This window comes from Proteus hauseri (genome assembly GCF_004116975.1).
Lineage (GTDB): Bacteria > Pseudomonadota > Gammaproteobacteria > Enterobacterales > Enterobacteriaceae > Proteus > Proteus hauseri.
Genome location: NZ_CP026364.1, coordinates 3,829,803 through 3,855,717 on the forward strand (window position 1 = coordinate 3,829,803; position 25,915 = coordinate 3,855,717).

Genomic DNA, 25,915 nt, shown 5'->3' on the forward strand with positions numbered 1-25,915 from the left:
TCTAATCGTGAACTGGAGTAAGTAATGACTGATATAGTAAGTTTGTTAGGTGCTGATGCTAACTCATTATTGGAACACCGCTGTCAAACAATCCCAAGTGATAATCTCTACCTGCCAGGTTCAGATTTTGTTGACCGTGTAATGATTGATAATAACCGTCCTAATACGGTCTTACGTTCAATGCAAACATTGCTTAATCATGGGCGTCTCGCAGGTACAGGTTATTTATCCATTTTACCCGTGGATCAGGGTGTTGAGCATTCTGCTGCTGCATCATTTGCGGCTAACCCACTCTATTTTGATCCTAAAAATATTGTTGAATTAGCGATAGAAGCAGGTTGCAACTGTGTTGCCTCCACTTATGGTGTTCTTGCTTCTGTTTCTCGCCGCTACGCACATAAAATTCCTTTTCTTGTAAAGCTTAATCATAACGAAACCTTAAGCTACCCTGCGCAATACGACCAAACGCTGTACGCCAGTGTTGAACAAGCATTTGAAATGGGCGCGGTTGCCGTTGGTGCGACTATTTACTTTGGTTCACAAGAAAGCCGTCGCCAAATTGAAGAAATTTCAATGGCATTTGAACGTGCGCATGAACTGGGTATGGTTACTGTATTGTGGGCTTACTTGCGTAACCCTGCATTTAAGAAAGATGGCGTAGATTATCACGCTAGCGCTGATTTAACGGGTCAAGCCAATCATTTAGCCGCCACCATTGGTGCTGATATTGTTAAGCAAAAAATGGCCGAAAATAATGGTGGTTTTAAAGCAATAGGTTTTGGTCACACTGATGAGCGAGTTTACACCAAACTTACCACTGAAAACCCAATAGATTTAGTACGTTACCAATTAGCCAACTGTTATATGGGCCGTGCTGGCTTAATTAACTCGGGTGGTGCATCAGGTAAAAACGACCTTGAAGATGCGGTACGTACCGCCGTTATTAATAAACGTGCAGGTGGTATGGGCTTAATTTTAGGTCGTAAAGCATTTAAAAAATCAATGAAGGACGGCGTCGCACTGATTAATGCAGTACAAGATGTGTATCTCAATAAATCAGTAACCATAGCGTAAAAACGTTATTCAATTAAAAGCCACCGCCAAAGGTGGCTTTTTTATTTATATGACCTATTTTTACCACCAGCGATAAAAATGGTGTACAGGGCCAAATCCATGCCCGACATCTAAACTATCAGCATGTTCTAATGCCTGTTGTAAATAAGCTTTGGCTTGTTCCACACAAGTTTCCCAATTACTTACTTGAGGACGTATTGCGGCGAGTGCAGCTGAAAGTGTGCAACCTGTTCCGTGGGTATTTTTTGTATTAATTCTCGGTGAGGTAAAACGCCATTCACCTTTTGGTGTAAATAACCAATCTGGACTCTCATTTTCTGTTAAGTGTCCCCCCTTCATTAGCACTGCTTTACAGCCTTGAGCGAGTAATGCATAGCCTTGCTGTTTCATAGTCTGTTCATCTTGTGCAACATCACACCCTAGCAAAGCTGCGGCTTCGGGTAAATTAGGTGTAATTAAATCAACAAGAGGAAGAAGTTTATTAACCATCTTTTCGACAGCATTGGGTTGCAAAAGTGGATCGCCACTTTTTGCAATCATAACAGTATCAAGAACAACAAAAGGAATAGAATATTGATGCAGTTTCTGACAAACAATTTCAATAATATCTGCGTTAGAAAGCATGCCAATTTTTGCGCTATCTATTCTAACATCGGAAAGAACTGCATCTAATTGTGCGCCGACAAAGTCAGGGGATAAATCATACACGCTATGTACACCACAAGTATTTTGAGCGACAAGAGCCGTCATTACTGTTGTGCCATAAACACCGAGGGCAGAAAAGGTTTTTAGATCTGCTTGAATACCTGCGCCGCCGCTAGGATCCGTTCCTGCAATAGTTAGTGCATTAAATCTCACTGATTAACTCCTACTTTTACCAGTTACAGAAAAGTCGGTCTCTGTTAATCAGCACATCGCAGAGTTACCTTGACTTCCCTACGCTGGCATTATCCAGATCAGGTTATACGGGTTTCATCTCAGCCATAAGGCGCCCCGAGCCAAAGCCTGTAAATTCAGGCAATAGAGAGTATCGCATGACCAAAGTAAAGATACTAGCCACAGTCTCTCGCTTTATTTATGGTTATCTAGGATAAACAAATCAAGACGATATAATAGATACAAACTTATTTATATTCCCCTTAAATAAATAATAATTATATATTCCGATAAAAAACAAATCATTTTGCTGATTTTAACGACACTCGATATATGATCTGCCAAATGAGATATTTATAATGCATTTATGGACAACCAAACAACGTAGAAGGGAAAATGAAGAAAAAACTACCACAGTGACAGGAAGAAAAATCAATGTATTATCTTATACTTGATGCAGATATTAATATGGTATTGATAATTCACTCTAGAAATATTGCGCATACAAAAAAATTTATTGAAAAAAGAGTTGAAGACTTCATATTACCTCATTATCGCCTTCCTCATTGATTCAAATTCTAAAGAAAAATACTCACAATAATGGTTACTATCAATGCTTTTATCGCAATAGTCATTCACATTTCTTTTTTAACCCATGTTAATCACTACAAATCAATATATCTCACTGGCATACTCTTTTAAGTATCAGTAAAAACTTAAACGCTTCATAAACAAACATCTTATTTTATCTGATTTAAATTAACGCTTTTTTATCGATTAATTTATTATCCCAACGCAAATATTTGTCTACATCATAAATAAGAATTATTACTCATACTAAATAGACTAATATTTATATAAAAAGGGATAGAAATAGGTATTTCGCTCATCTTATGTTCTGATATCTTCCCAATAACTAAATTTCTTATGATTAATCTCTTATATTTAACTTCTGAACTTACATTATCAGCAACACATTTTGTCCATAAAAAACAATGTGCTAGTGATAATATCATCGCAGAATTTAGTCTTAAGAAAATTAATCGATACCATACAATGAGTGGATTTATTCTCTGTTCAACTCACTAAAATACCTTAGGATTATATTCAATAAGTATAATTTCAGATACCTCTTATCTTAAATTATCACTAATTAAATAACACTATTATTAAAATCTATTTGCCATTACCAGAATCATAGCTGTGTAGTATTCGGAGTTATATTATGTCATCACCCCATTTTCGTCATAGAGCATTAGCAACTACGTTGTTTTCACTCACGTTAACAACCCATGCTTTTGCTACTGAAAATAGCCCAGCCAACACTCAGACAATTACGATAAAAAACGCCCAAACAACAGATCAATCTTTGCAACAAAATAATGAAGAAAGCTATTGGGGAAAATTTAAGCGTAATGTCTCTCAAACGTGGGATAGTGACGATTATAACTACTATTTACCTGTCTGGACTTGGCATAACCGCTTTACTTACGATAAAGAAAAAACAGATCGCTATAACGAAACACCTTGGGGCTTTGGAATGGGAAAATATCGCTATGATAGCGATAACGACTGGCATGCGCTGTATGCAATGGCATTTATGGACTCAAATAATCGCGTACAACCGATAGTCGGTTATGGCTTTCAAAAAATGTGGGTACCTGGTGATCTTGATGGATTTCGAATGGGGGCGGGTTTTACTTTAAGTATTACAGCACGCCATGAATATAATTATATTCCTATGCCATTACCACTACCGATGGTTTCTGTTGAATATGGTCATCTCTCATTACAAGCAACTTATGTTCCGGGTACTTATAATAATGGTAATGTGTTATTTGCTTGGCTACGTTGGCAGTAATATTATTTAAATAAATTTTATTTATTTCACCCTTCAATGACCCAATAAAAAACGCATCTAGTTTTAGATGCGTTTTTTGTTTTCGCTAAGAAGGATAATTAAATTATAAATTGTTATTTTATCTATTTAGCTGAAATAACTTACCTAGCCTCATCTGCTACTGGTTCTTTCTTTGGTCTCGACAATTTAAAACCTAACCATAAAAAACCAATCCAGAATGGCATTAAAATTACTGAGATATTAATTTTTGGCATTAACAAAATAATCACTAAAATCATGCATAAGAAGGCAAGACAAATATAGTTACCATAGGGATACCATAACGCTTTAAATGATGGTTCAACACCTTCTTTAATTTTTGCAGCACGGAATTTTAAGTTTGCTAAACAAATCATGATCCAGTTAAGCACTAATGTAGTTACCACTAATGCCATTAACAGCTCTAATGCTTGATCAGGCAACACATAGTTAACCAAAATACCTAAAGAGGTAGCTACCGCAGATAATGCTAATGATATCACTGGCACACCACGTTTATTGACATGTGATAATGAACGTGGCGCGTTACCTTGCTTCGCTAAACCATAAAGCATACGACTATTTGAATACACACCGCTGTTATATACAGATAATGCGGCGGTTAACACCACGGCATTTAAAATATTCGCAATTAAGAAGTTATCCAAATGATGAAAGATAAGCACAAATGGGCTTTCACCCTTCACAACTTGCGTCCAAGGATAAAGTGATAGTAATACTAATAATGAACCGATATAAAAAATTAAAATACGGTACACAACTTGGTTGGTCGCTTTAGGAATGCTAACTTTCGGATTTTCGGCTTCTGCCGCCGTAATGCCTACCAGCTCAAGTCCACCAAAAGAGAACATCACTATGGCAAGTGCCGACATAAATCCAGTAAAGCCATGAGGAAAGAAACCCAGTTCCCATAAGTTAGTAACAGAAGCTTGAGGTCCACCATTACCACTTGCCAGCAGATAGCTACCAAATAAAATCATCCCCACAATGGCGAGAACTTTAATAATGGCAAACCAGAACTCGGTTTCACCATACATTTTTACGTTGATCAGATTAATAAGATTAATGGCAACAAAAAAGACAGCAACAGAAACCCAGACAGGAATATCAGGTAACCAATAATGAATATATTTACCTGCGGCGGTTAATTCAGCCATACCGACAAGAATAAACATGACCCAATAATTCCAGCCAGATAAAAAGCCAGCAAATGGGCTCCAGTATTTATTAGCAAAGTGACTAAATGAACCCGCAACTGGTTCTTCGGCAACCATTTCGCCCAATTGGCGCATGATCATAAACGCAATAAAACCACCTATCGCATAACCTAAAATTACTGATGGCCCTGTCATGTTAATGGTTTGCGCTATTCCAAGAAACAGACCCGCGCCGACGGCACCACCCAGCGCGATAAGCTGGATATGTCGATTTTTTAAACCGCGCTTTAGTTCTGCTTGTTGCGACTCTCTCGCCATACATCCTCTTCTATTGATCTATCAGTTCAAATCGTAAACTAATGTTTACACTTATGTTTATTTTAAGCCACCATTAAAACACTATTCTGACTTGAATAACAAATAGATTTCATGTTAAAGGGAAAATAATTAGAAAAGGTGAAAAACTAACCGTGTTTAGAGGGAAATAGCGTGGTAAATCGACAAATACCTTGTTGAAAGTCTTCTCCTTGATCGCAAAAATTATCTAAAGCTATAAGATACAAACCTAAGCTAATGGCTAATACAATAATTATGCTAATAATTATTTTTTTTGCGTTCAATTTAAAATCCTTTAAATACATTTTGTTAGCATGATTAGTAACAATAATAAGCATTCGCTTTAATTTGATAACGGCGTAAGGAGTTGTTGTTATAAAATCCGCGATAACTTATCTCTGGCTGTGAATTTAGCATAGTTTTCATAAAGAAAGTTAAATGCTTCCTCGACAAAACCAAGATAGTTTGTATTATTTTTAATTTGATCTGACTGTTTAATGTGCATATACCTTCTCAACTACACATTTTGCCAACGATCATGGATGACTATCCATTAATATGGATTTCTCTGTTTGCCTCTTTTTGTATAATATTAGGGAGTTAATTTTGCTTTTTACCTTAACTTCATCGATAGAATGGAATTGTAATGCCACAAGATAATCATCTCGCATTGGTTTGCGCGTTAAGCAAATGGATTGAGGAGCATTTAGGTCGCGTTATTCATCTGGAAGAACTTGCGGCTTATTCTGGCTATTCTCTTTGGCATATGCAGAAAATTTTTAAAGAAGTCACAGGAACCTCTTTAGGAAAGTATATTCGCCAACGTAGGCTGGCTGGCGCTATTTATTTATTACGTACAAGTGAGCGTTCAATTTTTGATATCGCACTTGATTTTGGGTTTGGTTCACAATCGCACTTTACTTATATGTTCCGTAAAGAATATGGCATCACGCCTTTTGATTTTAGACAAAACCAAGAAATTGAATTAGAAACTAAACAACCACTGCATTTACAGTCACCTTGCTGTGAATAAACCCTCTATCTGTGTGATATATCCTATAACGCCTTTTATATCACACAAATAGAGTGTCACCTATGTGATGATAAAACGCTTCACTTCTGACTTGTCATTTTGACTGTTTTTATTTTCTTTTATATGGGGATACTAATGAGTATTAAGCTTATTGCTATTGATTTAGATGGAACCTTACTCAATAAACAACATGAAATTACACCAGAAGTAAAAAATGCAGTTCTGCGAGCCAAAAAAGCAGGTGTTCATATTGTTCTAGCCTCAGGTCGCTCTTTTAATGGTATTTATCCTTATTTAAAAGCACTTAACCTTGATTTGGCAGATTGTTTTTGCATCAGTAATAATGGTAGTCAAATTCATCAAGCAGATAACGGAGAAGTGATTATTGAAGATTTGCTTGATTTTGAGGATTATCTCTATTTTGAGAATTTATCACGCGAGATCGGTGTCCATTTTCATGTTCTGAGCGATAATAAAATCTACACTTCTAACCTTCATATTAGCCATTTCACTTGCCAAGAAGCCTTTTTATCTTGGACACCACTCTATTATCGCCCAGTAAATGAAATGCAAAGGGATATGCAATTTAGCAAATTTATGATTGCTGATGCGCCTACTGTATTAGATAGCGCGATCCAGTATTTTCCTACCAATATCTACCAACAATACAGCATACTTCGCAGCGCACCTTATTTTATCGAAATTTTAAATACCAATGTGAATAAAGGGAGTGCGGTACAAAAAATCGCAGAACATTTAAAAATCACCCCCGAAAAAATTATGTGTATTGGTGATCAAGAAAACGATCTCGCGATGCTTAAATATGCGGCATTAGGTGTAGCAATGGGAAATGCTCCTGACTCCATTAAGAATATTGCTAAATTTGTTACATTATCTAACGAAGAAAATGGCGTTGCCATCGCAATTAATAAATTTATTTAAACACGATCTTTTTTGTGTTTTATCTCTAATGCCGACAAAATTATAAAGCTTTTGTGATCCTGAGCAGAGGATCGCACTGCTTTTATATCTATTCACTAGTAATTTATTATTCTATATTCCCTTTCGATTTAGCATTAAATATCCCATTGTTCTTACATCTTGCTCAGAATTTGTTACTATCAATTCTCTTTTCGTTATTCAAATCGTATTTTTACAACACAATCACCTAGTTAATAGGCTAAATGTAGAATAACAAATATAAATCATTAATATATTTTTCACAGACAGGTAGTATTCGTTATGCTTTCGACAAAAGATATGCTGGTTCTTGGAATGATGGTTTTCGCCCTCTTTCTTGGTGCTGGCAATATTATTTTTCCACCTATGGCTGGTTTTCAATCAGGAAATCAATGGTTCAGTACATCTTTAGGATTTCTTGTTACTGGTGTATTGCTTCCCTTTCTCACATTAGTTATCGTCGCTATTCGCGGCCGTGGTGAACGTTTATCAGTCGATTTACCTTCATGGTTTGCCGTCATATTTTGGGTTGCCCTTTACCTTATCGTTGGCTCCACCTTTGCTATGCCGCGTGTAACAAATACGGCCTATGAAATGGGATTTTTACCTTTAGGCCTTATTGAGAAAAATACTGTAACTCACCTTATTTTTGCACTTACCTTTAATATTTTAAGTATGTTTTTTATGCTTAAACAAGGCACTATGATCAGTGCGATAGGTAAGTTTATGACACCCGCACTTCTCGTTTTATTAGTGGTTGTCGGTATTGCTGTCGTTGCCAAACCACTTTCTCCTATTGAAGAACCTACCGGTTTATATGCTGTTAATGGTTTCTTCTCTGGCATTATTGATGGCTACCAAACTATGGATGTGCTTTCAGCAATGGCATTTGGGGGAATTGTAGCTCGTGCGTTATATACCAAGGGTATAAATTCACCAAAACAAATAGGTTTAATTACTGTTAAAGCGGGCATGATTTCCGTTTTACTCTTAGCTGCACTTTATTTATGTTTATTCTATTTAGGTGCCACTAGCCATTCAGTTTCTGTGTTTGCCGATCCTGCATTAAATGCAACAAACGGTGGACAAATATTTTCTCGTTATGTTGATGCCATATTTGGCTCTGTGGGTACATGGCTAATGGGTGGCATTGTATTACTAGCAAGTATGACAACGCTAGTCGGTGTAACAAGTGCTGCTGCTGATTACTTTGCAACCTTTCATCATCGTTTAGGTTATCGTTTTTGGGTTGTTGTATTCACCTTAATGACCACTGTTGTTTCAACATTTGGTCTTGATACCTTATTGCGTGTCACTATTCCTGCATTACTGATGATTTATCCAACTTCAGTCACTTTGGTTCTACTTCAATTTATTCGTAACAAATTAAAAGCACCTCGTTTTACTTATCGCTTAACTATTGGCGTAATTGTACTAATGAGCTTATTTGATACCTTAAAACAATTGAAATGGCTAAATGCAGATTTACTACAATTATTTAGCTATATACCACTTTCTGAATATGGCTTAGGCTGGTTACTACCTGGCGCTATTGCTTTTCTGGTGTCGCTATTAATTAGCCTGAATTTAAAAGAAGTGCCTGCAATAACGACAACCAAAGAAGCAAATACAACGCTCTAAACAAATGTTCTTCTTATATAGTTAGTTTGTACAAAAAAGCCTCTTATATCAATATGGTATAAGAGGCTTTTTATCGAGATCTAACTTAATATTACGTTTTGTATTTTTGTATTAATGCTTTTAATATCGCTTCTGATTGTGCATCTGGAATACCGTTCGCATTAGTCACTCTAAAATGCATTTGAAATGCCTTAACGACCTTTTGGGTTTTATTGTCTAGAACACCACTATTAGGTGTTTGATACCCATATTCCGACAGTAATTTTTGAAAGTTTGCAATATCAACTGGTTCTGAAGGATCGCGTCCCGCCAAATAAAAGTTGACTGATTGTTCATCAGGCCAAGCACCTATGCCTTGCTTTGCGAGTCGTTCCCATGGAAACAAAGGGCCCGGATCAACTTTCCGTTGGGGGGCAATATCACTATGTCCTAAGACATTCTGCGGTTCAATATCATGACGCTGAATAATATCTTTCATTACTGCACTAATAGTAACTATTTGGTCCGCTGTATAAGGATACCAATATCTAAATTTACCATTATCGCGATAACCCAAATTAACAATCTCAATTCCTATCGAGCAACGGTTTAAGCTTGTTGCATCCCCCCACTGGCTAACCCCTGCATGCCACGCAATTTGCTGTTCATCAACTAATGAATAAATAACGGGTTTTTCATCTATTTTCATTGGATGAGTAGGAATTAGATAATGACTACTCACTTTCCCAGCCGTTAATACTTTAAACGATTTGTCGTCATCTAGTGCGGTATAATGCATCACCAAATATTTTACACAGTCACTTGATTCTTGTTTATTTGGTACGATTTGCGCAATGTAGTTGCCTCTATCAATATATTTTGATGGCTGAGCACAACTTGTCAGTAGACTTATCGAAGCAAGTAACCCTATGTAATACCTATTTAACTTCATTTTTCATCCTAAAAATAAATAAGCCCAAAGCTAAATTGTAATGAAAAAACCCATATTAAAAAATATGGGCTTCAAGATTTGGCGGTATTTCGCTATATTCTTAAGACTGACGTACTTTTTCGCAACGAATTAAAGGTTCATCAGATACAACCGGCTCTTCCCATATGCCTTCTTCAATATCATCTTTTAACTCAGGATATTGGTTAATATCAAAGGTAGGAAGCAGCCCTGCTTGCCGTTGTTGGTTGTAATCTTTGATAAGTTTTAAAGCAACACCTGAAAGTAAAATAATAGCGACTAAATTAGTCATTGCCATTAATCCCATTGAAAGATCTGCCATTTTCCAAACTAAAGGCATATCGGCTAATGCACCAAACATCACCATAGCTAACACTGCTGAACGTAATAAAAATAGCCCTGTAGTATGATTACGACCTAGGAAAATCATATTACTTTCGGCATACGCATAGTTAGCAATAATAGATGTAAAAGCAAAAAAGAAAATCGCGATGGCAATAAAGGTACTTCCCCATCCACCGACGGTTGACGACAATGCCAATTGAGTGAGTTGAATACCATTAATACCTTCAGGATAACTATCCAATACACCCGATGACAAAATAATTACCGCTGTAGCACTACAAATAACCAGCGTATCCATAAACACGCCAAGCATTTGAATATAGCCTTGAGAGGCAGGATGCGGGGGATAAGGCGTTGCTGAGGCAGCCGCATTAGGCGCCGAGCCCATGCCAGCTTCATTAGAAAATAATCCTCGTTGAATACCTTGTGTCATTGCTTGGCTAATACTATAGCCAATCGCACCTGCTGCCGCTTCTTGTAAACCAAATGCACTTTTAAATATTAATAAAAAGACTTCAGGTAATCGTTCAATATGATCAGCAACAACCCAAAATGCTAATAATAAATATGCGGTCGCCATAATAGGAACAACTAATTCAGCAACCCTTGCAATCCAACGCAATCCGCCAAAGATAATAAATCCACTAGAGATAACTAAAGCGATTCCCACATAAAGAGGATCAAAATCAAATGCAGAAGCAGTTGCTTGGGCAATAGAGTTAGCTTGAACGGCATTAAACACTAAACCAAAAGCAATGATTAAGAAGATCGCAAACATCACGCCCATCCAACGCATTTTAAGTCCCTTTGTCATATAATAAGCGGGACCACCACGGTAATTTCCTTGATCATCTTTCGTTTTATAGAGCTGAGCAAGCGTACTTTCAATTAATGAAGTCGCCATGCCAATAAGTGCAACAACCCACATCCAAAAAATAGCACCTGGCCCACCAGCTGTTAATGCAATAGCTACACCCGTAAGATTTCCTGTTCCTACGCGAGCGGCTAAGCTCGTACATAATGCTTGAAATGAAGAGATGCCTGATTTATCTGATCTATTGCTATTTTTTAAAATAGAGAACATGTGGCTAAAATGACGGATTTGTATAAATCCAGTACGAAAAGTAAAATAGATGCCAACCCCAAGGAGCAAGTAAATAAGGACATATCCCCATAAAATATTGTTTGCAAAGTTTATTAGGTTAGTCAAATTAGTTCTCCTATATAATAACGTATATAACCGTTCCTTACATCGCTATCGTAATAAAAATTAAGCGACAGAGTTTAAATGAAATCAGTAAATGACCCCTCTCTGCCTTTATATATTGCTGTGTTAAAAAGCGAGTAGAATGTAACACAATATTATACTTCGTGTATATTTTTTGTTTATTTTTTTATTTATTAACGCTAGGACTTAATTGCAACATTAATTAGAATAGTCATTTCGACAAAATAAAAAAACATTATTTTTCATGTGGATAAGCTATAACCTTATTTAATCAGTTAACTAAATAAGGTTATAGATAGCGTTAATAAAAAAATAAATCACGCATTTAAAAATTAATTAACCTGATTAAAAAATAAACTCAACTAATTGTTTAATAGCTTTATAGATATATATTAATAAATCACTTTAAGCTAGAAACTAAAATAAACGACTATTTAATTTTATAATTTAAAGAATTTAAATTTAGTTTATATGAAAATTTATAGCGATTAACAATGGAATAGTTATATTGATAAGGACTATAAAACACTTATGAATTAACAATACATTATCAATTAAATATAAATAAAAAAAGTAAAAAAGTAAAAAAGTAAAAAAGTAAAAAAGTAAAAAATATATTTGATATTTAAAATGATTTTTCATTAATATAAATAGCTAGTAGAAAATATTGAATCGCCACAAATATCCGTTATGGTTAATTTTTAATTTATCTTACTCACTTTTATTTTATTAAAAAATAAATATCCTACTTTTATCATTTATAAAAAAAAACAATAATCACGTAAGTTTACTTATTAAACATTTGGTTAATTTTATTTATAATATATCTTTCCCTGGTGTTGTATTATTTTTTGCCCTGCTTCCCCGCAGGGCTTTTTTTTATCATTAAATTTCATAGAGTTAATATTTAAAACGGTTAAAACAAATACAAAAAAATCAAACGAAGTACATAATGAAAATAAAAACAACCTTTTATTCATTAATATATAATTTAATATCACATTAAATTAATATTTATTAACATTAAATTGATTTAGATCATTTTTAATGATGCTTAATTTATGCTAAGTAAAATTAATATTTCTTTAAATTTAATTAAGAACTAATATTTCTTATTATTAATTAATAAAAAAACAATACCAATAAAGTGGTATAACAATTAATCTATAAATCACTTACCTTATTATGCTTCTTTTTTAGTCTATTTTTTGAGCGTCTTTTTGGTAGTAGTTCACTACTTATTTTTATTTTATCCACTTGCATTAATTCTAATGCTCTTTTATTTTACAATAATTGTTATTAAGGGAGAAAATAATGGCTTATAACCTTTCAGAGTTAACTCAAGAAGAAAAAGACAAAATTAATGTGAGTTTGGCTGCATCCGGTGTAGCGTTTAAAGAGCGTTACAACATGCCCGTTGTTGCTGAAGCAATAGCAAGAGAACAACCTGAATATTTAAGGACATTTTTTCAAGAAAGACTTCTGTTTTATCGTGCAAGAAGTCAGCACTATTCACGTTTACCTTTCGAACCACAATCAAAAAAATAATAGAAAAACACCCCAAGGCTGAATTCAACATTGGGGTGTGGTTTAAATCTTTTGATTTCTCTTATGTGCTCTCATACACATTTACTGTATTTCTCTTACTTATTTTTCTCTTTGCTATTTAGCTGAAATATAAGTAATTTTTTTCTCATCACAATTGACTTCTACATTGTAACGAAGATCCGTACGTGCACCGCGCACATTTAATGTAACGTGGTAGTTATTATCCATCTTGATAACATCATTTGCATTGATGGTCGCTACGGGCTTGGGACCCAGTTCTTTTTTATCGTCCAGCCAACGAGGTAAACGATTTTGTAGATAATCATTTTTCACTCTGGCTGCAAGCTGATCTTTGTCTAGATTAATACAACTAGAAAATGGTGCTGAACGCACAATATCATTTTCTGTACTTACTTTTTCGACACTTTCTGCAGATGCTCCAAAAGAAACTGTAAGTAAAAGAGCTGCACTCAGTATCCCTGTTTGACCAACTAGCTTGCTTAATTTCATACAACCTCCCGAAAATATCCCTTAAAGCAGGATCTGTTTTTCAGTAAGCATAGCATAAGCCAAACAGGACAATTGTGACATTTGTTAAAAAATTGTTTTATTCGTTATCATCATCAAACACGATAGAAACTGATTCTCGAGTAGTATGCTTTTCACGTAATTCTTGGGCAACTAATTGGATAGCTTCACCACTGCTCATGCCATCAGCCATCAGGGTTTGAATTTTTTCTACTGCTTTTTGCTGTTCTTCATGTGTTAATGTAGGCATTCCTAGAAACATAATGTTACTCTTGTCTTTATCGATTTTGATTTCTATTTTGTATTTACATAAATGTTATCATTTATGAATGATTAGGCTTTAGTAAATACAGAATACTTTGTTTAAATGGTCATAAAATGGATATGCAATTACAACAACGCGAATTAACCTATACTCCAGATTTAGCACTACAGGTATTTACACCAATAGCCTCATTACCTTGGTCTAGTTTACTCCATTCTGGTGCAGCCGAACATCCTCATAACCGTTTTGATATTGTGGTATCCGACCCTGTTATTACTTTAGAAACACGTAAACAGACAACCACCATAAAAGAAAAAAATACAGCGGTTAAACGCTCCAAAAAAGATCCCTTTACACTTATTCAAACGGCTTTAGCTCATTTTGATTTCCATCCAACTCACGACGAAGATCTGCCTTTTTTAGGGGGCGCGTTAGGTATTTGGAGTTACGATTTAGGTCGCCGTATTGAAACAATACCAGATCTTGCCAAAAATGAACTCAATTTCGCAGATATGGCGGTAGGGATCTACGATTGGGCACTGATTGTTGACCATAAGTTACATAAAGCAACACTTATTAGCTATCATGATATTGATGCTCGTCTACAGTGGTTAGAAAATCAAACTAATACAAATAGCAATGAAAAATTTGAATTAATAACAGAATGGCAATCTAATATTAGCAGTGATGAATACAACAAAAAAATAGCTAAAATTCATCAATATTTATTATCAGGTGATTGTTACCAAGTTAATCTTGCCCAACGCTTCTGTGCTAATTATACCGGTGCTGAATGGAATGCTTTTTTAACCTTAAATAAAGAGAATAAAGCACCTTTCTCTTCTTTTATGTGTTTACCTAACAATTATGTTATTAGTGTTTCACCTGAACGTTTTATCCATTTAGTGGATAACAAAATAGAGACGCGACCTATAAAAGGAACACTACCACGTAAAGCATCACCTGAAGAAGATGATGAACAAGCACAGCTATTAGCAAATTCACGAAAAGATCGTGCTGAAAACCTAATGATCGTCGATTTAATGCGTAATGATATTGGTAAAGTTGCCTGCACGGGTTCTGTCAAAGTTCCTGAGCTATTTGTTGTTGAACGCTTCCCTGCAGTGCATCATTTAGTTAGCACAATCACCGCTGAATTACCTAATCACTTAACTGCAACCGATTTATTACGTGCTGCATTTCCAGGAGGCTCAATTACTGGCGCCCCCAAAATTAGGGCTATGGAGATTATTGAGGAGTTAGAACCTCATCGTCGTCATGGTTATTGTGGATCCATTGGCTATATTAGTTTTTGTGGCACTATGGACACCAATATCAGCATTAGAACCTTATTAACTGAAAAAAATAAAATCTACTGCTGGGCGGGGGGTGGTATTGTCGCTGACAGCGTTGCTGAAAAAGAATATCAAGAAACCTTTGATAAACTTGGAAAAATATTAACCATATTAAGTGAGCCAACTCTCGATGACACCCATTGATAATTTTATCAATCGATTTCAGCTTACATTACCCGATACGGTAAACTTGTCTTCTGATGGCCAAAAAACGGCGGCTGTTTTGCTGCCGATTATTAATAAACCTGTCCCAACACTCCTCTTAACGGAGCGCGCATCCACATTACGCTCTCACGCAGGTCAAGTTGCGTTTCCAGGTGGTAAACGTGATCCTGAAGATACCAACCTTATCGCAACCGCACTAAGAGAAGCGCACGAAGAAGTGGCGATCCCCCCAAATGCAGTTTCTGTTATTGGGCAACTTGCCCCGTTACAAAGCGCTAGTGGTTATCTTGTGACACCGATTATTGGTGTTATTCCTGCGGGTTTGCCTTTACGCCACAATCCTGACGAAGTTGCATCTATCTTTGAAATACCATTAAGCTATGTATTGAATACTCAGCAATATCAAGCCCTAGATTTTCGCCGTTCTGGTAAAAATCATCGTATCTATTTTTATCCTTATAACGGACATTTAGTTTGGGGATTAACCGCCGCAATTTTGCATAAATTAGCTCTTCAGATTACTTAATTTGTGTCTTTAATATTCAGCTTGCGCTTTTTCTCGTCACAACCATAACTGTACTTAGCTATTTTAAAAAAATGTTGTAAACTACATCATTAACGGGACGATATAATTGTAAAAACGATCCCCTTACTATAAATAACTATATTTTTTCTTTTTTAACCCTCTCTCTTATTATTAAGGAGTCTGACGTGATTAGCGTTTTCGACATGTTTAAAGTGGGCATAGGACCATCAAGCTCTCACACCGTAGGACCAATGAAAGCGGGTAAAGAATTTGTCGATGATTTAGTCAGCCAGGAACTGATTGCGTCTGTCACCCGTGTAGCTGTTGATGTTTACGGCTCATTATCATTGACAGGCAAAGGCCACCATACTGATATCGCTATTATTATGGGACTAGCTGGTAATGCACCTGCAACTGTTGATATTGACGGCATTCCCGGTTTTATTCGCGAAGTAGAAGAAACTGGCCGCTTATCATTAGCAAATGGATTACAAGTCGTCGATTTTCCAAAAGAAAGCATGCACTTTAGCAATGATAATCTTTCACTACATGAAAATGGCATGACGATCCATGCTTTTGCGGGTGATAAAGAAATCTACAGAAAAACATACTACTCAATTGGTGGTGGTTTTATTGTTGATGAAGAAAACTTCGGTAAATCTACCGTTGATAGCCAGCCTGTCTCTTATCCTTATGCAAGTGCTGAAGAGTTATTAAAACACTGCAAAGAAACGGGTCTATCCATTTCTAGTTTGATGATGAAAAATGAGCTAGACCTTCATACTCAAGCTGAAATTAGCGCTTATTTTGCTGATGTTTATAAAACAATGCAGGAATGTATTGAGCACGGTTTAAATACTGAAGGTGTATTACCGGGGCCATTACGTGTTCCTCGTCGTGCAGCGGCATTAAATCGTCTATTAACATCAAGCAACAGCCTTTCAAACGATCCAATGAAAGTGGTTGATCTTATCAACATGTTTGCGCTTGCAGTTAATGAAGAAAATGCGGCTGGTGGGCGCGTTGTTACTGCGCCAACAAACGGCGCATGTGGTATTGTTCCTGCGGTATTGGCTTACTATGATCGCTGTATCGAGCCGGTCACGCCTGAAACTTATCTACGCTACTTTTTAGCCTCTGGTGCTGTTGGTATTCTATACAAAATGAATGCCTCAATTTCAGGTGCTGAGGTCGGTTGCCAAGGTGAAGTCGGTGTTGCTTGTTCAATGGCTGCTGCTGGTCTTGCTGAATTATTAGGTGGAAGCCCAGAGCAAGTTTGTATAGCGGCTGAAATTGGTATGGAACACAACCTTGGTTTAACTTGCGACCCTGTTGCAGGCCAAGTTCAAGTACCTTGTATCGAACGTAATGCAATAGCCTCTGTAAAAGCAGTGAACGCAGCACGTATGGCATTACGCCGTACAAGTGAACCACGCGTTTCTCTCGACAAAGTTATCGAAACTATGTATGAAACAGGTAAAGACATGAACGCAAAATACCGTGAAACATCTCGTGGTGGATTAGCAATTAAAGTTCAATGTGACTAATTACCTCGTGTTTTAGCACTAAAAGCCATTCATCTAGAATGGCTTTTTTTATTTATTTTGATCACACTAAGTGATAGATAAATAACCTAAAAATAATCTTAAATATAAAAATATATATTTTAAAATTTATATTTTTATAAAAAAAGTGATTTTAAATATTTTTAATCACCTATTAATTATATGCTTATTTAATATTCATTTAAAAAAGAAGTAGTTTAAAGCTTATATTTATTGTGTGTATTTATATTTAATCCACATCACAGTTTTATTATTTAAATAAATGAAATCCATTGTTTATTACATGGTTAATATTTCATCATATTGAAATTTATCATATTTTTAACATTTAATGATATTAATAAATATATATTAATGCCATCGATTTAATAATGATAATTATTATCAATATCATCTTTTAAATATATTAAATAATATGTTGCCTTTAAAAAATAATATGTTATCTTCTGCACCAAGTCATTGGGGAGTAGCCTGTTTCAAGAATAGAAACTTTATTTTTGAAAAGTCTGTATCAACATACTCGCTTATTTTCATTTAGCGTGGTGCAGATGCCGTTTAACGGTTGGCAAGACCATAGACACATAATTGTACTTCTTTGGTTGGGGGGCAATTTTGTGTATATGGAATCACCCAACCGAGGCTATATTTATGAGTTTTTACGCCACTATTATTCTCGCCCTTGCCCTTTCTATGGATGCATTTGCTGTTGCAATCTGTAAAGGTGCCACACTGCATAAACCCCGTTTTAGAGAAGCACTCCGCACTGGTTTAATTTTCGGTATTATCGAAGCTAGCACCCCAGTAATAGGTTGGGCATTAGGTCTATATACTAGCCAATACATTATACAGTGGGATCATTGGGTTGCCTTTGGTTTATTATTTGTACTTGGTAGTAGAATGATTTATCAAAGCCTAAAACGTGCTGATGATTGCCCTTGTGAAGAAGATGCACCACAGCGCCACGGTTCGCTCTCACTTATCGCAACAGGCATTGCCACTAGTCTTGATGCGATGGCTATCGGGGTTGGACTTGCATTTCTTCAAGTGAATATCGTTCATACCGCAATGACTATTGGCATGATGACTATGATTATGGCAACTCTGGGTATGTTAATTGGTCGTTATGTTGGTCCTGTTCTAGGAAAAAAAGCAGAAATTGTCGGTGGTATTGTATTAATAGCTATCGGCTTTAATATTGTTTTTGAACATCTTGAACTATTTATGTACGCCAACTAATTAAGAGTTAAGAGCCAAAATAAAAAGCTTAGGTTTAATTTGCCTAAGCTTTTGCTTTTTATAATTATGTCTTGTTATGTCTTACTAATAATTACCCTATTTTCTTTATATATCATAAAAAACTTTAAACATGCTGATATATACGGATCAAAAAATCAGTCTCACATTCAAAAGTTTTATTCGTAAGCAATGATTGTTTTACATCCTCACTTGCACGCCAAGCAAAGGGTGTCATTTGTAATAAATCAAATGCTTGTTTGCCGCTTAAATTCATTTTATAGGCGACTTGATGCTCAGCTATTTTTATAAACCCCATAAACTCTTCTTCTTTTAATGGATGAAGATGAACTTGCGGATAAATTAACGCTTTTAGCTGATAAAGATGACGAGGTGCAGGTGTTACAGTAATAATATAGCCTTCTTTCGCTATTACCCTTGTTAATTCGTCACCATTACAAGGTGCATAAATACGTATTACTGCATTTAATGAAGCATCACAAAATGGCAATCGCTGACTTGATGCAACACAAAACTGAATAGATGAATAACGTTTTGCCGCATATTTTATTGCAACTTTAGACACATCTAAACCATAAATTTGTGGGCTTTTTGACTTTAATACTTGATAAAAATAGTCTGTGTAATAACCTTCACCACAACCAATATCCAAAACTGCACAATTATTTTCAGGCAATAAAGTTGTCATTAAATCAGCAACTTTATCGCGCATTGGTTGATAAAAACCAGCATCTAAAAATTCGCGTCGTGCACTGATCATTTCATTACTATCACCAGGTTCTTTTGAACGCTTAAATTGCACAGGTAATAAATTAACATAACCTTCTTTCGCACAATCAAAGTGATGATTATTTTCACATACCCAACTATGTGCATTTAATGAGAGTGATTTATTACATAATGGACATTGATAAGACATAATAATTTTGCGTAACTCAGAATAAATTTAAGGGAGATAATAGCATATCTCCCTCATTGTGCGGACAATCACTGCTGTTATTTTTAATCTTAAGCTATTTTATTGATTAAGCTCGTTTTAATTTTTCAGTATTAGCAATAAACAATGCAATAACTAACAGTAAAATTGCACCAGATTGAATTAACGTGTCCATAGAGTTTTTATGCTCAACAATAATAAGTCGTACTATTGCCGTAATACCAATATAAATAAAATACCTTAATGGAAAATGCCCACCAGATAAAAAGTATTTAACAATAAGAGCAATAAACTCAAAGTAGAGGAAGTAGATAAGGATCCCCTCTAACAATTGATAAGAAGATTCTTGCGCGCCTAAATTAAACAACAACGATGCAATAACATAAGTCTCTTTAATAAGAAAACTAACCAGCACTATTGCTAAGATTAGTAATCCAATATTAAGTACCCACTGTAGTATGGTGGCAATACATTTAAGTAATTCTTCGCTCGATTTTCTCATTTTATTGATAACCTAAGGTGTCGTTCCCTGAAAAATAAAATAGCGGCAAAATGCCAATAAGTAGATTGGTATAAATTTTAAAGGATTTGACATTTCATCACACCATTTTTTTATCTTTTAGAGCTTAAAACTCAAGAATTATGGTGCGATAATCGCAATATTTGCTTTTAAATTTCAACTTGTAAGCTAACTTACTTATACTGTTAGAAAGAGTTAAATTATTACAAAGGCAAATTATGGCTAAAACAATACTTGTAGCAATTGACTTATTAGAAGATAGCATAATTCAACAAATGATCACTGATGTTCAGTTTCTAGCAAGGAAACCAGAAAATTATTTCCATTTTATTACCGTGATGCCAAATTTACGCTCACTTGAAGCTTATGGACTTAATTGTGATAGCCCATCTGTAATAGAAAAAAAGAACCAAGCTTTAATTCTATTAACTGAAAAGCTTCAACAGTGTATAAAACAGCAATTTGCTTTACCAGAAAATCAATATCTGTGTCATGCTGTAATTGGCACACCTAATTACAATATTCTTGAATTAGCAGATAAAACTGATGCTGATACCATAGTTATTGGCTCAAGTTCTCGTAATAAACGTAATATATTATTAGGCTCTACCGCTGATTATATCGTTAATAATACACCGCGATCTGTGCTAGTTATTCGCAGATAGGCGCTTCTATATTATACTCTCTGGGCAATGGCTTATTTAAGCTGTTGCCATTTTTATTCGCTTATTCATTGTATTAGCCTTAATCACACTCGTTGTAATTATCTTACTTACGCAAAATATTCCTATTGTGGGTAAAATGGCAAAGCCATTTAAAGTCACAGATTACTCAAACGATAATGTTTGCCCTGCATTAAAGTCTTTCGCATTTAAATATTTTCTGCCTAATATACCTGTGCAATGGCAACCATAAACTACCACATGTTCTTCTATGGCCTTTTTAGCCCGTTGTAATGCAGTGGGTGTCGCACAACGCAAATGTAACCCTCCAACTATCGCTTGGATTTTACTATTACCTGTAATTTTTTTAGCATGTTGAATAATAGATTCAATTCCTGAGTGACTACAACCTGTAATAATTACCAGCCCTTTACTTCCCTGCCAAATAAGAAAGCTGTCATCTAATACATAATCATCCATTTCACCGGAATCATCTATAATAACACCATAGCGTTTATTTATTTGTCGATGATTTACTTGGCCAGAATAAATAAAATTTTTGCTTATTGACAGTGGAATATCTGTTAGCTCAAAAGTAAACTGCGATTCTAATTTTTTCCTATCAAATAGAGGTGCTAATCGTTTAAATTTAATATTTTTATTGCCTATAAATAACGCTGAATAGCGAACTGAGAAAAGATGAGGATGAGCAATAATCCGTGGTTTCTTCGTAAAAAAATCAGCACTTAATTGTGTTAAACCGCCAAAATGATCGTAATGACCATGAGATACCACTATGATTTTTACTTCTGTTAAGTCAATTCCCATTTTTTGGGCATTTGATATAAAAGTAAGATCTTTTCCGGTATCAAAGATTATTTGAGTTTTACTTTCACTATCTTCAAGTAAAAGCGACAGGCCAGGATAATGGCTAAGTGAAGGATTTATCGTTTTGTTTTCTAACAGTGCAGTAATGGTTAACATGAATTTTTTAATTATTATCGTTAGCAGAGTAAAGGCATAATAATTAAAAATTAGGAATGAGCCAAATAGAATAGCAATTTATTTGTGCGATAAAGGCATCGCAAACTCACTTTCTTGCTAGTGCGATGCCCCCTTATAAACGCTTAATCATCTTAATGTACAAAGATCTACTAATACTCTATTCTTTTATCGAACAACCATCACTGAACGTTTTGCATAGCGCGTAATATCTGCGGCCGTTGAGCCTAAGTGATAAACATCTATTTCGGGATTATGTGAGCTGATGATAATTAAATCAGCATCTATTTCATCGGCTATTTGCAATATTGCGTCTCTTGGTTTCCCAATACGAATATGCGTATCTACTCTGTCATCGGGTAAATCAAAACGCTCAATAATTTTTTTCACCTCAATTTCTGCTGAAGTTTTTAAACATCCTTGATCTAATTGATCGCCATTCATAACTAACCGATAATAGGACGATTGAGGCAATTTAGGCAGCACATACAAAAAGTGAACATAAGAGTCTTCATTTTTTGCAATATCTTCCACTAATGGAATGGCTTTGTTCATCAAATTATCTTCATCAATATCAATGGGAACCAAAATATTCTTATACATACCGCCTCCTTTTTATTTTACTTGTAGGATAGTGCATTTTTAAAAAAATACCGGATACAGTTAACATATTTTATAAATATTTTATCAATGCTAATTAACGATTACTTTTCATTCAAAACAACAATCCAAAATCAATTTTTTATAAATAATTAAACAAAAAATAAATTTTATTTTAAATAAATCATTTATCTAGAGTATCGTGAATTTAGCATATAGTGATAAAAATATTTTTGCTTAATTAAGTTTATTCTTTATCAAATAAAAAAGCCCTACCGTATTAAGGTAGGGCTCTTATTTAAAATAATATTTTTGATTATCTTTATTATTTTGGAGTGGCTAATTTTTGCTTACGTTTTTTAACGTATTGATAGCCAACAGCCAAAGCAATAAACCATATTGGTGTTACACTTAGCGCTTGGCGAGTATCATGTTCTAATGCTAATAAAATAGTCATAAAAGCAAAGAAAGCTAAACATAACCACGACATAAAAATACCTAGCGGCATTTTATAAATAGATTTTTGATGAAGCTGTGGCCGTTTTTTACGATAGGCTAAATAAGAGCATAAAATCATACTCCAAATAAACATAAACAGTAACGCAGATACCGTAGTAACCAGCGTAAATACATGCATAACATCAGGAATAAAATAAATTAATATAATTCCGCATGATAAACACAAGCTAGTGAATAATAGCCCATTAGCAGGAACCGCACGTTTAGATAATTGACTAAATTGTTTTGGTGCTTCACCTTCTTTAGATAACCCAAATAACATACGACTGGTTGAGAATATACCACTATTAGCTGAAGAGGCGGCTGCGGTTAATACCACAAAGTTAACTAAACTGGCAGCAGCCGGAATACCTATCATAACAAAGAGTTCAACAAACGGGCTTTTATCTGCCAATATTGAACGCCAAGGCGTTACTGACATAATAATAGCCAAAGCTAACACGTAAAAAGTAATAATACGAATAGGAATAGCGTTAATTGCTTTAGGTAGTGATTTTTCAGGGTTACGCGTTTCTGCCGCAGCCGTACCCACTAATTCAATTCCCACAAAAGCAAAAATAGCGATTTGAAAACCTGCAAAAAATCCGCTAAGCCCTTTAGGAAACATTCCACCATCATTCCATATATTTTCTAGCGCTGCGGTATGCCCCGCTGGTGATTGAAATCCCATACTAATTAGCACTACACCGACGATTATTAACGACACTATCGCGGTAATCTTTATCATTGAGAACCAGAATTCCATTTCACCAAAGAGTTTTACCGTTGCTAAATTTAAAATAAGCAAGGTTAATACACAGATAAATGAAGTACCCCACTCAGGAAATCCCGGAGCCCAATAACTAATATAAGATGTGATTGCAACAATATCCGCAATACCCGTAATCACCCAGCAAAACCAATATGTCCAGCCAACAAAAAAACCGGCCCAAGATCCTAATAAATCACCAGCAAAGTCACTAAATGATTTATATTCTAAATTAGATAATAGAAGTTCGCCCATTGCTCGCATTACAAAAAATAGGACGAAACCAATAATCATATAGACAAAAATAATTGATGGTCCAGCTAACGAGATGGTTTTCCCTGATCCCATAAATAAACCAGTACCGATAGCACCACCAATAGCAATTAATTGAATATGACGATTTGTTAGCCCGCGCTGAAGAGTGGCATTTTTCACTCTACCGGGCTGAGATATTTGTGTTTGATCTTCCATACAATACCTGAAGTGTGTTTATATTTTTCGATGTTGTTTTGCCACTATTTTATTTTTTAACGTGGCTATGTTTGCAAAATTATTGTGACATAAATCTCAGTATAAGTAATGAAAAGATCACATTTAATCAAATAGGTGATGCTTTGATAACCAGACAAGATCCTTTCTTTAAAGTAATCGACGATATTTTATCCATTCAGAAAAAAAATCAAATTAAGGGGTTGACCACAGCTATTGAGAGGAGAATAATCAATGCATCGGGTTGTTAGCTCAGTCGGTAGAGCAGTTGACTCTTAATCAATTGGTCGGGAGTTCGAACCTCCCACGACCCACCAAATTTAAGCTGATAAATCAGACGGTTACGCCACTTATTAATAAGTGGCTTCTTTGTATCTGGAAGAAAGTGGCGACAAGATGGCGACAGAATTACGCATCTTTTTCACTAATTAAATGATTTATTATTATTTAGTTAAATATTCTTTTTTCACCATAAAAAGAGTTTTATTATAATCTGCAAAAATAAAATAAATCAGCATATTTAACCATAAAAATAGGCAGCGTCGATAAAAAAACCTTTTTTATCAAAAAGATAATTTACTCTATTTTAAGTAATGCATTTTTATTATTTTCAGCTTTGATTTCAATATGTAATTTTTATTTTTAAAAAATAGAATTTAATCTAGAAAATAGATAAAAATATTAATTTACCACTGTATATATTAACAAAAATTGCTGATAAGTGAATTTACTTATTAAAGTAATATCAATAGCTCACATTGTTACTAAAATAATCTATTTCATTTATACTATTTGATAATGCAATGGGAGCAACTCAACTGATTTGCATTCCTAATCTGATCATTACAACATGGATAGCTTTATGAAATCACGATTACTACTCACCTTCTCATTTTTTGCATTTTCTTCTTTCCCTTTATTAGCGAATGCATCTGCCGAATGCAATGAAGTAGACAAAGATATAAACTTTGCCAATAACACAATTGTTGCCTTAGAAGCATTTACAGGTCCAATAAAATCTATCGTTACGACAAGTACGCTTCCTCCAGATGGTAGATTTAAAGCGATCAAAAGTGAAATAAAATTTGATGAATGCGGTAGCCTCACTAAATACCACGCTTCATTGCAAGAATATACATTTGGTAATATCGAAAGCAATATTATTAGAATGTCTGAAAATACACCTTACGATTTTAAATATAAATATCAGTTAAAGAATCGTGATTATACCCATACCTTCTATATACATGAGATATTCAGTAAAAATAGTCAAAATTTACTCGACAAAAAGGTATCCACCTTTTACAACGCTGCAGGTGAACCTATTGGTAAAGACTTATCTCAATTTACAACAAAAGATAATAGAATTACTTTAGAAACGATAGAGATAAAAGACCCGCTTGATACAGAGAAAAAAACGATTAGTTACGAATATAATGCTCAAAAAAGACTATTGAAATCGGAAGAAGATAATATCGTTACATTGAATTTTAAATATGATGAAAATGGCAAAATATTAGGCCAGACACAATCAGTTAAAGGTTTTTCTGATGAATTAAAAACCTATGATTTTACTTGTCTTGAATGGGATAAATATAATAACTGTTTAACTTGGGATTTAGAAAGTACCATTAAATTCGATGATAATGTGGTTAATTACAGTAAAGCCGTAATACACAATCGGTTTGAATACTATGAATGATTTTCAATATTACTTTATTTACAATGTGTTA

At 34.8% G+C, this 25,915-nt stretch carries 24 protein-coding genes, 1 tRNA gene and 2 riboswitches; of the genes, 13 read left to right on the top strand and 12 right to left on the bottom strand.

Going from position 1 to position 25,915, the window contains the following annotated elements; genetic code table 11:
• Positions 1–24: 24 nt before the first annotated feature.
• Positions 25–1,074, top strand: a complete 1,050-nt coding sequence (gene fbaB / locus PH4a_RS17595) for a class I fructose-bisphosphate aldolase (RefSeq protein ID WP_064720262.1) — start codon at positions 25–27, stop codon at positions 1,072–1,074.
• A 60-nt stretch (positions 1,075–1,134) separates the two neighbouring features.
• Here fbaB and thiD read toward each other — a convergent pair whose 3' ends face one another.
• A complete protein-coding gene (gene thiD / locus PH4a_RS17600; RefSeq protein ID WP_129041634.1) occupies positions 1,135–1,932 on the bottom strand; it encodes a bifunctional hydroxymethylpyrimidine kinase/phosphomethylpyrimidine kinase in 798 nt (265 codons plus the stop codon).
• A 58-nt stretch (positions 1,933–1,990) separates the two neighbouring features.
• Positions 1,991–2,080: riboswitch (TPP riboswitch) on the bottom strand.
• A 1,095-nt stretch (positions 2,081–3,175) separates the two neighbouring features.
• Here thiD and pagP point away from each other — a divergent pair.
• Positions 3,176–3,811: a lipid IV(A) palmitoyltransferase PagP gene (pagP, locus tag PH4a_RS17605; RefSeq protein ID WP_129041636.1), complete on the top strand. Its 636-nt coding sequence runs from the start codon at positions 3,176–3,178 to the stop codon at positions 3,809–3,811.
• A gap of 140 nt (positions 3,812–3,951) precedes the next feature.
• Here pagP and PH4a_RS17610 read toward each other — a convergent pair whose 3' ends face one another.
• Together PH4a_RS17610 and mgrB are read right to left on the bottom strand one after the other, a co-directional pair.
• Entirely contained in the window at positions 3,952–5,325 is a 1,374-nt protein-coding gene (locus tag PH4a_RS17610; protein WP_064720265.1) for an amino acid permease, read from the bottom strand.
• Between the two features lie 146 nt (positions 5,326–5,471).
• Positions 5,472–5,681, bottom strand: coding sequence for a PhoP/PhoQ regulatory lipoprotein MgrB (mgrB, locus tag PH4a_RS18390; protein WP_341868138.1), 210 nt, complete (start codon positions 5,679–5,681; stop codon positions 5,472–5,474).
• A 308-nt stretch (positions 5,682–5,989) separates the two neighbouring features.
• On the opposite strand from mgrB, the gene PH4a_RS17620 reads away from it, so the two are divergent.
• The 3 genes from PH4a_RS17620 (at position 5,990) to brnQ (ending at position 8,977) form a co-directional block, all read left to right on the top strand.
• Positions 5,990–6,376, top strand: a complete 387-nt coding sequence (locus tag PH4a_RS17620) for a helix-turn-helix domain-containing protein (protein ID WP_064720266.1) — start codon at positions 5,990–5,992, stop codon at positions 6,374–6,376.
• Positions 6,377–6,511: 135 nt separating this feature from the next.
• Positions 6,512–7,318, top strand: a complete 807-nt coding sequence (yidA, locus tag PH4a_RS17625) for a sugar-phosphatase (protein WP_129041638.1) — start codon at positions 6,512–6,514, stop codon at positions 7,316–7,318.
• A gap of 300 nt (positions 7,319–7,618) precedes the next feature.
• Positions 7,619–8,977 carry a branched-chain amino acid transport system II carrier protein gene (brnQ, locus tag PH4a_RS17630; protein ID WP_129041641.1) on the top strand — a complete coding sequence of 453 codons (1,359 nt, stop codon included), beginning with the start codon at positions 7,619–7,621 and terminating at the stop codon, positions 8,975–8,977.
• Between the two features lie 91 nt (positions 8,978–9,068).
• On the opposite strand, the gene PH4a_RS17635 is transcribed toward brnQ, so the two are convergent.
• Both PH4a_RS17635 and PH4a_RS17640 read right to left on the bottom strand, forming a co-directional pair.
• On the bottom strand, positions 9,069–9,908 hold the full coding sequence (locus tag PH4a_RS17635) for an N-acetylmuramoyl-L-alanine amidase (RefSeq protein WP_129041643.1): 840 nt from the start codon (positions 9,906–9,908) through the stop codon (positions 9,069–9,071).
• 100 nt (positions 9,909–10,008) lie between these two features.
• A complete protein-coding gene (locus tag PH4a_RS17640; RefSeq protein WP_129041645.1) occupies positions 10,009–11,481 on the bottom strand; it encodes an alanine/glycine:cation symporter family protein in 1,473 nt (490 codons plus the stop codon).
• A gap of 1,332 nt (positions 11,482–12,813) precedes the next feature.
• On the opposite strand from PH4a_RS17640, the gene PH4a_RS17645 reads away from it, so the two are divergent.
• Entirely contained in the window at positions 12,814–13,047 is a 234-nt protein-coding gene (locus PH4a_RS17645; protein WP_129041647.1) for a DNA polymerase III subunit theta, read from the top strand.
• A 114-nt stretch (positions 13,048–13,161) separates the two neighbouring features.
• On the opposite strand, the gene yebF is transcribed toward PH4a_RS17645, so the two are convergent.
• Positions 13,162–13,557, bottom strand: a complete 396-nt coding sequence (gene yebF, locus PH4a_RS17650) for a protein YebF (RefSeq protein WP_129041649.1) — start codon at positions 13,555–13,557, stop codon at positions 13,162–13,164.
• 97 nt (positions 13,558–13,654) lie between these two features.
• Positions 13,655–13,837: a YoaH family protein gene (locus PH4a_RS17655; protein WP_064720273.1), complete on the bottom strand. Its 183-nt coding sequence runs from the start codon at positions 13,835–13,837 to the stop codon at positions 13,655–13,657.
• 116 nt (positions 13,838–13,953) lie between these two features.
• Between PH4a_RS17655 and pabB the strand changes: the two genes are divergently transcribed.
• The 4 genes from pabB (at position 13,954) to mntP (ending at position 18,687) form a co-directional block, all read left to right on the top strand.
• Positions 13,954–15,339: an aminodeoxychorismate synthase component 1 gene (gene pabB, locus PH4a_RS17660; RefSeq protein ID WP_129041652.1), complete on the top strand. Its 1,386-nt coding sequence runs from the start codon at positions 13,954–13,956 to the stop codon at positions 15,337–15,339.
• On the top strand, positions 15,326–15,886 hold the full coding sequence (locus tag PH4a_RS17665; protein ID WP_129041654.1) for a CoA pyrophosphatase: 561 nt from the start codon (positions 15,326–15,328) through the stop codon (positions 15,884–15,886). The genes pabB and PH4a_RS17665 overlap by 14 nt, the downstream gene beginning before the upstream one ends.
• Positions 15,887–16,071: 185 nt before the next feature.
• Positions 16,072–17,433 carry an L-serine ammonia-lyase gene (locus PH4a_RS17670; protein ID WP_064720276.1) on the top strand — a complete coding sequence of 454 codons (1,362 nt, stop codon included), beginning with the start codon at positions 16,072–16,074 and terminating at the stop codon, positions 17,431–17,433.
• 467 nt (positions 17,434–17,900) lie between these two features.
• Positions 17,901–18,093, top strand: a riboswitch (yybP-ykoY riboswitch).
• 6 nt (positions 18,094–18,099) lie between these two features.
• Positions 18,100–18,687 carry a manganese efflux pump MntP gene (mntP, locus tag PH4a_RS17675; RefSeq protein WP_064720277.1) on the top strand — a complete coding sequence of 196 codons (588 nt, stop codon included), beginning with the start codon at positions 18,100–18,102 and terminating at the stop codon, positions 18,685–18,687.
• A 124-nt stretch (positions 18,688–18,811) separates the two neighbouring features.
• Here the strand turns inward: mntP and rlmA are convergent, their stop codons facing one another.
• Entirely contained in the window at positions 18,812–19,624 is an 813-nt protein-coding gene (gene rlmA, locus PH4a_RS17680) for a 23S rRNA (guanine(745)-N(1))-methyltransferase (protein ID WP_129041657.1), read from the bottom strand.
• Positions 19,625–19,730: 106 nt separating this feature from the next.
• On the bottom strand, positions 19,731–20,144 hold the full coding sequence (gene psiE, locus PH4a_RS17685; RefSeq protein WP_064720279.1) for a phosphate-starvation-inducible protein PsiE: 414 nt from the start codon (positions 20,142–20,144) through the stop codon (positions 19,731–19,733).
• A gap of 236 nt (positions 20,145–20,380) precedes the next feature.
• Between psiE and PH4a_RS17690 the strand changes: the two genes are divergently transcribed.
• Complete coding sequence (locus tag PH4a_RS17690; protein ID WP_064720280.1) at positions 20,381–20,827, top strand: universal stress protein; 447 nt, start codon at positions 20,381–20,383, stop codon at positions 20,825–20,827.
• A 162-nt stretch (positions 20,828–20,989) separates the two neighbouring features.
• Here the strand turns inward: PH4a_RS17690 and PH4a_RS17695 are convergent, their stop codons facing one another.
• The 3 genes from PH4a_RS17695 to cycA form a co-directional block, all read right to left on the bottom strand.
• A complete protein-coding gene (locus tag PH4a_RS17695) occupies positions 20,990–21,808 on the bottom strand; it encodes an MBL fold metallo-hydrolase (RefSeq protein ID WP_129041659.1) in 819 nt (272 codons plus the stop codon).
• Between the two features lie 186 nt (positions 21,809–21,994).
• The gene (locus tag PH4a_RS17700) at positions 21,995–22,429 is read right to left on the bottom strand and encodes a universal stress protein (RefSeq protein WP_129041661.1); all 435 of its coding nucleotides are present in this window, start codon (positions 22,427–22,429) and stop codon (positions 21,995–21,997) included.
• A 322-nt stretch (positions 22,430–22,751) separates the two neighbouring features.
• Positions 22,752–24,164 carry a D-serine/D-alanine/glycine transporter gene (gene cycA, locus PH4a_RS17705; protein WP_129041663.1) on the bottom strand — a complete coding sequence of 471 codons (1,413 nt, stop codon included), beginning with the start codon at positions 24,162–24,164 and terminating at the stop codon, positions 22,752–22,754.
• 259 nt (positions 24,165–24,423) lie between these two features.
• On the opposite strand from cycA, the gene PH4a_RS17710 reads away from it, so the two are divergent.
• Positions 24,424–24,499, top strand: a tRNA-Lys gene (locus PH4a_RS17710).
• 545 nt (positions 24,500–25,044) lie between these two features.
• On the top strand, positions 25,045–25,884 hold the full coding sequence (locus PH4a_RS17715) for a hypothetical protein (protein WP_129041665.1): 840 nt from the start codon (positions 25,045–25,047) through the stop codon (positions 25,882–25,884).
• Positions 25,885–25,915 lie beyond the last annotated feature (31 nt).

Coding starts and splice junctions, on each gene's coding strand:
- PH4a_RS17655 (WP_064720273.1), bottom strand. CDS start 13,837: ATGTTTCTAGGAATGCCTACATTAACACATGAAGAACAGCAAAAAGCA.
- PH4a_RS17635 (WP_129041643.1), bottom strand. CDS start 9,908: ATGAAGTTAAATAGGTATTACATAGGGTTACTTGCTTCGATAAGTCTA.
- PH4a_RS17610 (WP_064720265.1), bottom strand. CDS start 5,325: ATGGCGAGAGAGTCGCAACAAGCAGAACTAAAGCGCGGTTTAAAAAAT.
- PH4a_RS17700 (WP_129041661.1), bottom strand. CDS start 22,429: ATGTATAAGAATATTTTGGTTCCCATTGATATTGATGAAGATAATTTG.
- PH4a_RS17695 (WP_129041659.1), bottom strand. CDS start 21,808: ATGTTAACCATTACTGCACTGTTAGAAAACAAAACGATAAATCCTTCA.
- mgrB (WP_341868138.1), bottom strand. CDS start 5,681: ATGCTTATTATTGTTACTAATCATGCTAACAAAATGTATTTAAAGGAT.
- yidA (WP_129041638.1), top strand. CDS start 6,512: ATGAGTATTAAGCTTATTGCTATTGATTTAGATGGAACCTTACTCAAT.
- cycA (WP_129041663.1), bottom strand. CDS start 24,164: ATGGAAGATCAAACACAAATATCTCAGCCCGGTAGAGTGAAAAATGCC.
- fbaB (WP_064720262.1), top strand. CDS start 25: ATGACTGATATAGTAAGTTTGTTAGGTGCTGATGCTAACTCATTATTG.
- pagP (WP_129041636.1), top strand. CDS start 3,176: ATGTCATCACCCCATTTTCGTCATAGAGCATTAGCAACTACGTTGTTT.
- rlmA (WP_129041657.1), bottom strand. CDS start 19,624: ATGTCTTATCAATGTCCATTATGTAATAAATCACTCTCATTAAATGCA.
- pabB (WP_129041652.1), top strand. CDS start 13,954: ATGGATATGCAATTACAACAACGCGAATTAACCTATACTCCAGATTTA.
- psiE (WP_064720279.1), bottom strand. CDS start 20,144: ATGAGAAAATCGAGCGAAGAATTACTTAAATGTATTGCCACCATACTA.
- PH4a_RS17620 (WP_064720266.1), top strand. CDS start 5,990: ATGCCACAAGATAATCATCTCGCATTGGTTTGCGCGTTAAGCAAATGG.
- mntP (WP_064720277.1), top strand. CDS start 18,100: ATGAGTTTTTACGCCACTATTATTCTCGCCCTTGCCCTTTCTATGGAT.
- PH4a_RS17645 (WP_129041647.1), top strand. CDS start 12,814: ATGGCTTATAACCTTTCAGAGTTAACTCAAGAAGAAAAAGACAAAATT.
- yebF (WP_129041649.1), bottom strand. CDS start 13,557: ATGAAATTAAGCAAGCTAGTTGGTCAAACAGGGATACTGAGTGCAGCT.
- brnQ (WP_129041641.1), top strand. CDS start 7,619: ATGCTTTCGACAAAAGATATGCTGGTTCTTGGAATGATGGTTTTCGCC.
- PH4a_RS17690 (WP_064720280.1), top strand. CDS start 20,381: ATGGCTAAAACAATACTTGTAGCAATTGACTTATTAGAAGATAGCATA.
- PH4a_RS17715 (WP_129041665.1), top strand. CDS start 25,045: ATGAAATCACGATTACTACTCACCTTCTCATTTTTTGCATTTTCTTCT.
- PH4a_RS17665 (WP_129041654.1), top strand. CDS start 15,326: ATGACACCCATTGATAATTTTATCAATCGATTTCAGCTTACATTACCC.